The sequence below is a fragment of the Streptomyces sp. DH12 genome (assembly GCF_020873895.1).
GTDB lineage: Bacteria > Actinomycetota > Actinomycetes > Streptomycetales > Streptomycetaceae > Streptomyces.
In genome coordinates, this window is record NZ_JAHWGT010000321.1 from 1 (window position 1) to 685 (window position 685).

1 protein-coding gene is annotated in these 685 nt (G+C 75.0%); it reads left to right on the forward strand.

Annotated elements, in window-relative coordinates; genetic code table 11:
- Positions 1-685 (forward strand): hypothetical protein (locus LPA54_RS42565; protein WP_267487948.1); only part of this gene is annotated, 685 nt, incomplete at both ends.

The following is a 685-nucleotide window of genomic DNA, read 5'->3' on the forward strand; positions in this document are numbered from 1 at the left end:
GCCCGTTCCCGCTCGGCGTCCTGGCGTGCCTGGTCCCGCTGTTCCTGAGCCTCGGTCTTCTCCCGCTCGTACTCCTGGCGCGCCGCCGCCTCCTGGCGGTCGGCCTCCTGGAGGGCGGCGTCGCGGTCGGCGCGGGCCTCGGCCGTCTGCTGCTCGTAGTCGGCCTGCGCGTCGGGCTTGGCGGTCTCGGCGTCCAGCCTGGCCTGCTGCCTCTCCTGCAGGGCCTCACGGCGGGCCTCCTCCTGCTGGGCCTCCGCCCTGGACCGCGCGTCCGCCTGTTCCCGCGTGGCGGTTTCCCGCTCGGCGTCGGCCTCCGCCCTGGCGGCTTCCTGCTCGCGCTCCGCCTCGGCCCTGGCAGCCGCCTGTTCCTGCTTCGCCTCGGCCCGCGCGGCCTCCTGTTCGGCCTTGGCCTCGGCCTTCTCGCGCTCCTGCTCGGCCTTGGCCTCGGCCTTCTCCCTCTCGGCCTCTTCCCTGGCGGCTGCCTGTTCGGCCTTCGCTTCGGCCTTCTCGCGCTCCTGCTCGGCCTTGGCCTCGGCCTTCTCCCTCTCGGCCGCCGCCTTGGCCGCCTCCTGCTCGCGCTTGGCCTCGGCCGTCTCGGCCTCCTGCTCGGCCTTCGCCGCGGCCTTCTCCTTGGCCGCCTCTTCCTTGGCCGCCTCCTGCTCGTCCTACGCTTCGGCGCGGTCGG